The organism is Nocardiopsis prasina DSM 43845 (assembly GCF_000341265.1).
Lineage (GTDB): Bacteria > Actinomycetota > Actinomycetes > Streptosporangiales > Streptosporangiaceae > Nocardiopsis > Nocardiopsis prasina.
In genome coordinates, this window is the sequence record NZ_ANAE01000192.1 from 72,193 (window position 1) to 79,519 (window position 7,327).

Consider the following 7,327-nt stretch of genomic DNA (forward strand, 5'->3'; position numbering starts at 1 on the left):
CAGTTCCAGAGAGGCCACCACCAGACATGAGCGACAACGGACCGGTGCAGACCAGGTGCCCCGTGCTGAACGTGCGCAGGGTGGACGCCTACTACGCCATCACCGTCGTCGCACCGGGCATAGCCGAACGGTTCCGTTCCGGGCAGTTCGTCTCGGTGGCGGTCGGCGGGGACCACTCCAGCACGCTGCTGCGCCGTCCCTTCGCGATCCACGACGTCAAGCCCGACTACGGCGGGACCGTCGAGTTCCTGTTCGCGGTGCGCGGTACGGGGACCGCCTGGCTCGCGGAACGAAGATCACGCGACCTGCTCGACGTGGTCGGCCCGCTCGGGCGGCCCTTCCCCCTGCCCCGGGACCCCGTCAACTGCGTCCTCGTGGGCGGCGGGTCCGGGAGCGCGCCGCTGTTCCCGCTCGCGCAGTCCCTGCGCAGGCGCGGCTGCCGGGTGGACTTCGTGCTCGGCGCCGCCTCCGCGGACCGCGTGTTCAGCGCCATCACCGCCCGCCGCATCGCCGAGACGGCCGCCTTCACCACCGACGACGGCTCCTTCGGCACGCGTGGGAGGGTCACCGACGTCCTGGGCCGCGTGATCGAGGAGGCCCGCTCGGACGCGGTCTACGCCTGCGGCCCCATGCCGATGCTCAGGGCCGTCACCCAGGTGGCGGGCAGCCACGGCGTCCCGGTGCAGGTCGCGGTCGAGGAGACCATGGCGTGCGGGATCGGGATCTGCATGACCTGCGTGATCCCGGTGGTGGGCGAGGACGGCATCACACGGATGGTGCGCTCCTGCGTGGACGGCCCGGTGTTCCGGGGCGAGCAGGTGCGCTTCGACGACGTCGGGTCCATCCCCTTCGACGCTCTGGGCGCCCCGGGGTGGAAGGGGTCCAGCGCGGCCCGCGCGGCGGAGTCGGCCCGCGACATCGCCTGACACACCAGAGCCACGAGAGGCCCGGCGCGGTGCCGCGCCGGGCCGCCACGAGCGAGCGAAGGCCAGTGAACGCAGACCTCAGGACCAGGCTCGGATCCCTCCAACTCCCGAACCCGGTGGTCACCGCCGCCGGATGCGCGGGTTCGGGGCGCGAGCTGTCGCAGTTCTTCGACATCGGGGAGATCGGCGCGGTCACCACCAAGTCGTTGATGTTGGAACCCCGTGCGGGCAGACCCGCGCCGCGGATGGCGGAGACTCCCAGCGGGATGCTCAGCACCACGGGCATGCAGGGCCCGGGGGTGGACGTGTTCCTCCAGCGGGACCTGCCCTGGCTGCTCTCCAGGGGAGGGCGGGCGATCGTCTCCATCGCGGGGTCGGGCGTGGGCGAGTTCGGTGAGCTGGCGCGGCGCGTCTCCGAGGCGGAGGGCGTGGGCGCCATCGAGGTCAACCTGTCCTGCCCGAACCCGGCCGACCCCACGGGGCGGCACTTCGCCGACGACGCCGCCCAGGCCGCGACGGTGGTGCAGACGGTGCGCTCGCACGCGCGCTCGGACGTGCCGGTCCTGGCCAAGCTCGCCGCCGACGTCCCCGACGTCGTCGAACTGGCCGGCGCCTGTGTGGCGGCCCGAGCCGACGGGCTGACCATGATCAACACCCTGCGGGGGATGAGCGTGGACCCACGGACGCTGCGCCCGGCTGTGGCCGGGGGGATGGGCGGGCTGTCCGGCCCGGCGATCCGTCCCCTGGCGGTGGGGTGCGTCTACCGGGTGCACGAGGCCTTCCCCGAGGTGCCGATCGTCGGCGTGGGCGGGGTGCGCACCGGTACGGACGTCCTGGAGTTCATGGCGGCCGGCGCCAGCGCGGTGGCGGTGGGGACGGTCAACTTCTCCGATCCGTCCGCGTGCACGCGGGTGCTGCGGGAGTTCACCGAGGCGCTGGACGCGCGCGGCGTCTCCAAGGTCTCGGAGGTGGTGGGGGCCGCCCACCGCCCCGGAACGGGTGTGTGACCGCCCGTTCACGCACCCACAGGCCCCTGACCGGCCTGAACGGCGCTGAGATGGCTCTGTGTGCCCGAACGCGTGCTGCGGGGATACGTGGGTGGGTTCGCGGAGAACGTGCGCCTACGTCCGTTTGAGCGGCCGTTACGGGGAAGTGACGCGGGTTGGGTGCATGAAGCGCCCGATCCGGGGAACCGCACACCATGGTGGTGTGCACATGACAGCGAACGTGCATCGGCTGGTGCGTGTGTAAGCACGGGCGTAAGTACGGACGTAAGGCACGAACGGATGTTTTTCCGGCACCGGCCCGGGGCCGGTGGCACACGATTGGAGATACCGACATGACCGCGCCCTCCGCGCCCATCGCCGTCGCGATCGACGCCAACGAGATCGAGACGGCGGCCACCTGGGCCTCCGCGGTCGCGCCGCACGTGAGCACGGTGAAGGTGGGGCTGGAGCTCTACCTGCGCTACGGCCCCGACGTGATCAGTGCCGTGCGCGGCGCCAACCGGGTCGGGGTCTTCCTCGACCTGAAGCTCCACGACATCCCGGCCACGGTCGCCGGGGCGGCCCGCTCGGTCGCGGGGCTGCGGCCCTCGATCCTGACCGTGCACGCGTCCGGGGGAGCGGACATGGTCCGCGCGGCGGTCGAGGCCGCTCCGGACACCAGGATCGCGGCGGTCACGGTGCTCACGTCCATGAACGAGGCGGACCTGGAGCAGGTGGGGCTGCTCGGACCCTCGCGGGACGCGGTGCGGCGCCTGGCGGTGCTCGCGGTCGACGCGGGCGCGCGGGCGCTGGTGTGCTCGCCCCAGGAGGTCGCGATGGTCCGATCCGAGGTGGGTCCGGACATCACGCTCATCACCCCGGGTGTTCGTCCGGCCGGGGCGGACCTCGGGGACCAGTCACGGGTCGCCACCCCGGAGGCGGCGATCGAGGCCGGGGCGGACCTCCTGGTCATCGGACGACCCATCACCCGTGCCCCGGACCCGGGCGCGGCCGCGGCCTCGATCGCGGCGGCCGTGCGGCGCGCCGGCGCCCGTGTCTGAAACCCGGGGCCGGGTCCGGGCGCCCGTGGGCTGCCCGGACTCTGGGCAGGTGAGGGCGGGATCGTCTCATTTGTCGCATCTGTCCCATCACTCACAGTTGTGGATCACGGACGGTTACCAATTAGGCGTGTCCAAAACCAGTGATCCACGGCGAAGAGTGACCCGAGTCACCGCAGGGTGACCTGCGCAGGTGGTGCGCTTTCCCAGCTCGTCAATCAGGACCAAAGTCCTGATTTTCGTGTCCGACCGCAATTGGATCGTCACTCTGGGTAGTTCCTTCGATGAAATAGCCCTTGAAAGGGCACTTTACGTTGCCTAACAGGGGTCAGACCTACTAACTTGCGCAGGCGTCCGCCCTCTACAAACGAGTAGAAAACCGAGGTGACCCGGCGTGGCCCTTCCTCCCCTCACACCCGAGCAGCGCAGTGCGGCTCTTGAGAAGGCCGCCAAGGCCAGAAAAGAGCGTGCGGAGGTCAAGAACAAGCTCAAGAACGGCGGCATCTCGCTGTCCGAGGTCCTCTCCAACGGACTCAAGGACGACGTCATCGGCAAGATGAAGGTTTCGGCTCTGCTGGAATCCCTCCCCGGTGTCGGCAAGGTGCGTGCCAAACAGATCATGGAGCGGCTCAACATCGCTGAGTCGCGCCGTGTCCGAGGCCTGGGCACCAACCAGCGTGCCGCCCTCGAGAGCGAGTTCGGCGACCTCACCAAGTAACACCGGTCCGGTGGAGACACCGGCCAGCACCGCCCCCGACGCGTCCCCCACAGTCGCTCGGAGCCGCCGCACCAGTGGTCAAGGCAAGCGGTGAGCAACAACTCGACGCCACGGTGTGGCGGGCGGGTGGACCCCAGGTCACACCCCGTCCGCCCCACCGTGGCTCGGTGATATAAAGGGAGCTTCCCGCGACCGTACGCTGCGCGCCAGTGCGCCAGCACGAGCCGCCCGCGCGGTGCTCGCCGGACCCCGGGTCCGGCCCCGGCAGCGCTCACGAGGCCCACGGCCCACCGCGTGGCGGAGAGCCGAATGGAAGCCTGATACTCACATGCCTGCGCAGACCGCAGACCAGACCCGACCGGCCGAGAAACGACTGACCGTCCTGTCCGGCCCCTCCGGCGTGGGCAAGAGCACGGTCGTCGCCCACCTGCGCGAGGTCAACCCCGACGTGTGGCTTTCGGTGTCGGTGACCACCCGCGCGCCCCGCCCCGGCGAGCGCGACGGGGTCCAGTACCACTTCGTCTCCGACGAGGAGTTCGACCGCCTCGTCGCCGAGGACCAGCTCCTGGAGTGGGCCCAGTTCGCGGGCAACCGCTACGGCACCCCGCGCGGTCCCGTCGAGGAGCGCCTCAGCGCGGGAGTCCCCGTCCTGCTGGAGATCGAACTCCAGGGGGCACGCCAGGTGCGCGAGTCCATGGACGACGCCCTGCACGTCTTCCTCGCGCCGCCCTCCTGGGAGGAACTGGTCCGCAGGCTGACCGGCCGGGGCACCGAGTCCGACGAGGTGATCCAGCGCCGCCTGGAGGTCGCCAAGGTCGAGCTCGCGGCCGAGAAGGAGTTCGACACCACCCTCGTCAACACGTCCGTACAGGAAGTGTGCGACGAGCTGCTAGCGTTGATGACAGCGCCCAAGGTGTGATAGCGGGTGCGAATCGGGCCGCGCCGATCTCCGGCGGCGGCCGCATCCGCCCCATTCCGGGCCTCTAGAACCTTTCCGTCCAATCAACGTCACGGCTTCCGACGAGCCGGAGACCGTCCCTGGGGGTAACGAAGTGGCTGGTACCGAGCCCGTCGCCGAAGGCATCACCAACCCGCCGATCGACGACCTGCTGGAGTGCGTCGACAGCAAGTACAGCCTGGTCACCATGGCTTCCAAGCGGGCCCGCCAGATCAACGCCTACTACGCGCAGCTGGGCGAGGGCCTGCTGGAGTACGTCGGTCCGCTGGTCGAGACGCAGGTTCAGGAGAAGTCCCTGTCCATCGCCCTGCGCGAGGTCAAGTCCGGCCTGCTCACCGCCGAGCCGTACGAGGGCAACTGACACAGGGCCCCACATCGGGCCCGCCCCCTCGGGGGCACCGACCGCGCCCGTCGCACCCCCCGCCCGGGGCGTGCGGCGGGCGCGGCCTGGTAGAACTCCATGTGTGAGTGACACAGAATCCGTTCCCCAGGTGGTCCTCGGTGTCGGCGGGGGCATCGCCGCCTACAAGGTGTGCGAGCTGCTGCGCCGACTGACCGAGTCCGGCCACCGCGTCCGGGTCGTGCCCACCGCGGACGCCCTGCGCTTCGTCGGTGAGCCCACCTGGGCCGCCCTTTCCGGCCAGCCCGTCGCCACCGGCGTGTGGGACGAGGTCCACGAGGTCCCGCACGTGCGCATCGGTCAGTCGGCCGACCTCGTCTTCGTCGCCCCGGCCACCGCCAACCTCCTCGCCAAGGCCGCCGCCGGACTCGCCGACGACCTGCTGACCAACACCCTTCTCACCGCGCGGTGCCCGGTCGTGTTCGCCCCCGCCATGCACACCGAGATGTGGGAGCACCCCGCCACCCAGGCCAACGTGGCCACCCTGCGCTCGCGCGGAGCCATCGTCCTGGACCCGGCCGTGGGCCGTCTCACCGGTGCCGACACCGGCCGGGGCCGCCTGCCCGACCCCGCCGAACTCTTCGAGGCCGCCCGCCTGGTCCTGCGGCGGGGGGCCCGCCGCCCCGNGTGGTGGTCTCCGCGGGCGGCACCCGCGAGGCCATCGACCCGGTCCGCTTCCTGGGCAACCACTCCTCGGGCCGACAGGGATACGCTCTGGCCCGCACCGCCGCCGCCCGGGGAGCCGACGTGACGCTGGTCGCGGCCAACGTCTCCCTGCCCGACCCGGCCGGGGTGCGTCTGGTGCGCGTGGAGTCCGCGGTGGAGCTGGCCGAGGCCATGGAGGCCGAGCGCACCCGCGCCGACGCCGTGGTCATGAGCGCTGCCGTCGCGGACTTCCGCCCGGTCACCAGCGCGGCCTCCAAGATCAAGAAGTCCGGTGACGCCCCGGCGCCGATCGAACTGGTGGAGAACCCCGACATTCTCGCCGGTCTGGTGGCCTCCCGGACGCGTGAGGGCACGGAGCAGACCATCGTGGGCTTCGCGGCCGAGACCGACGACGTGATCGACAACGGCCGGGCCAAACTGGCCCGCAAGGGCTGCGACCTGCTCGTGGTCAACCAGGTCGGCGGTGGGCGCGCCTTCGGCACCGACGACAACCAGGCGACGGTGCTCGGTTCCGACGGGAGCGCCGTGGACATTCCCACAGGGCCCAAGGAGGACCTCGCCGACCGCGTGTGGGACCTGGTGGTCGAACGACTTCCGGGATGAGCGTCACGGTCGGGGAGGGAACCCCGCCCCACAGCGCGATCCTGGTGAGCGTCACCGTCACCTCGGCAAAACTTCCGCTCGTCGCGCTGGATTCCTACCGCTGAGTACGACAGACTCGTTCGGGTGCCGACGAACGGCTGAGGAGGCCCGCCGCCGCGCATCCGCCCCCACCAGTCCCGTTACAGTGGACCGATAACCAACCGCGTCGGTCGGTATTGCCGTCCCGACACATGTCAGCCAGCAGCCGCTGCAAGGAGTCACTTAACGTGTCCCGCCGCCTTTTCACCTCCGAGTCGGTCACCGAAGGCCATCCCGACAAGATGGCCGACCAGATCAGTGACGCGATCCTCGACGCGATGCTCGCCACCGACCCCGGCAGTCGGGTCGCGGTCGAGACGCTGATCACCACTGGTCAGGTCCACATCGCGGGTGAGGTCACCACTCAGACCTACGTAGACATCCCCGCGATCGTGCGAGAGAAGATCCTCCAGATCGGGTACGACTCGTCCGCCAAGGGTTTCGACGGTGACTCCTGTGGGGTCAACGTCTCCATCGACGCGCAGTCCCCGGACATCGCCCAGGGGGTCGACACCGCCTACGAGGCGCGCGTCGAGCACGAGGACGACGTCCTCAACCGGCAGGGCGCGGGCGACCAGGGCCTCATGTTCGGTTACGCCAACCGTGAGACCCCCGAGCTCATGCCGCTGCCGATCAAGCTGGCGCACTCGCTCTCCGAGCGCCTGTCCGAGGTCCGCCGCAACGGCACCGTCCCCTACCTGCGCCCCGACGGCAAGACCCAGGTCACTGTCGAGTACGAGGGCCAGACCCCGGTCCGCCTGGACACCGTCGTGGTCTCCAGCCAGCACTCGGCGGACATCAACCTGGAGGAGATGCTGACCCCGGACATCCGGGAGCACGTCATCGAGCCCATGGTCGCCGCCTACGGCCTGGACGCGGACGACTACCGCCTCCTGGTGAACCCGACCGGCCGCTTCGAGATCGGCGGCCCGAT

Annotated in this window: 7 protein-coding genes and 1 pseudogene; all 8 read left to right on the plus strand. The window is 70.5% G+C overall.

Features of this window, described 5'->3' with window-relative positions:
• The first annotated feature begins 26 nt into the window (after positions 1 to 26).
• Complete coding sequence (locus D452_RS0123355) at positions 27 to 926, plus strand: dihydroorotate dehydrogenase electron transfer subunit (RefSeq protein WP_017546562.1); 900 nt, start codon at positions 27 to 29, stop codon at positions 924 to 926.
• Between the two features lie 65 nt (positions 927 to 991).
• Positions 992 to 1,933 (plus strand): dihydroorotate dehydrogenase, encoded by a 942-nt coding sequence (locus D452_RS0123360; RefSeq protein WP_017546563.1) that lies wholly within the window; start codon positions 992 to 994, stop codon positions 1,931 to 1,933.
• A 332-nt stretch (positions 1,934 to 2,265) separates the two neighbouring features.
• A complete protein-coding gene (gene pyrF, locus D452_RS0123365; RefSeq protein ID WP_017546564.1) occupies positions 2,266 to 2,973 on the plus strand; it encodes an orotidine-5'-phosphate decarboxylase in 708 nt (235 codons plus the stop codon).
• Positions 2,974 to 3,364: 391 nt separating this feature from the next.
• Positions 3,365 to 3,688, plus strand: coding sequence for an integration host factor, actinobacterial type (gene mihF / locus D452_RS0123370; protein ID WP_017546565.1), 324 nt, complete (start codon positions 3,365 to 3,367; stop codon positions 3,686 to 3,688).
• 328 nt (positions 3,689 to 4,016) lie between these two features.
• Complete coding sequence (gene gmk / locus D452_RS0123375; protein WP_017546566.1) at positions 4,017 to 4,607, plus strand: guanylate kinase; 591 nt, start codon at positions 4,017 to 4,019, stop codon at positions 4,605 to 4,607.
• 133 nt (positions 4,608 to 4,740) lie between these two features.
• Positions 4,741 to 5,007 (plus strand): DNA-directed RNA polymerase subunit omega, encoded by a 267-nt coding sequence (rpoZ, locus tag D452_RS28835; protein ID WP_017546567.1) that lies wholly within the window; start codon positions 4,741 to 4,743, stop codon positions 5,005 to 5,007.
• A 130-nt stretch (positions 5,008 to 5,137) separates the two neighbouring features.
• A pseudogene (gene coaBC / locus D452_RS28840) lies at positions 5,138 to 6,315 on the plus strand (bifunctional phosphopantothenoylcysteine decarboxylase/phosphopantothenate--cysteine ligase CoaBC).
• Positions 6,316 to 6,581: 266 nt separating this feature from the next.
• On the plus strand, positions 6,582 to 7,327 hold a 746-nt coding region (locus D452_RS0123395; RefSeq protein ID WP_017546569.1), incomplete at its 3' end, for a methionine adenosyltransferase.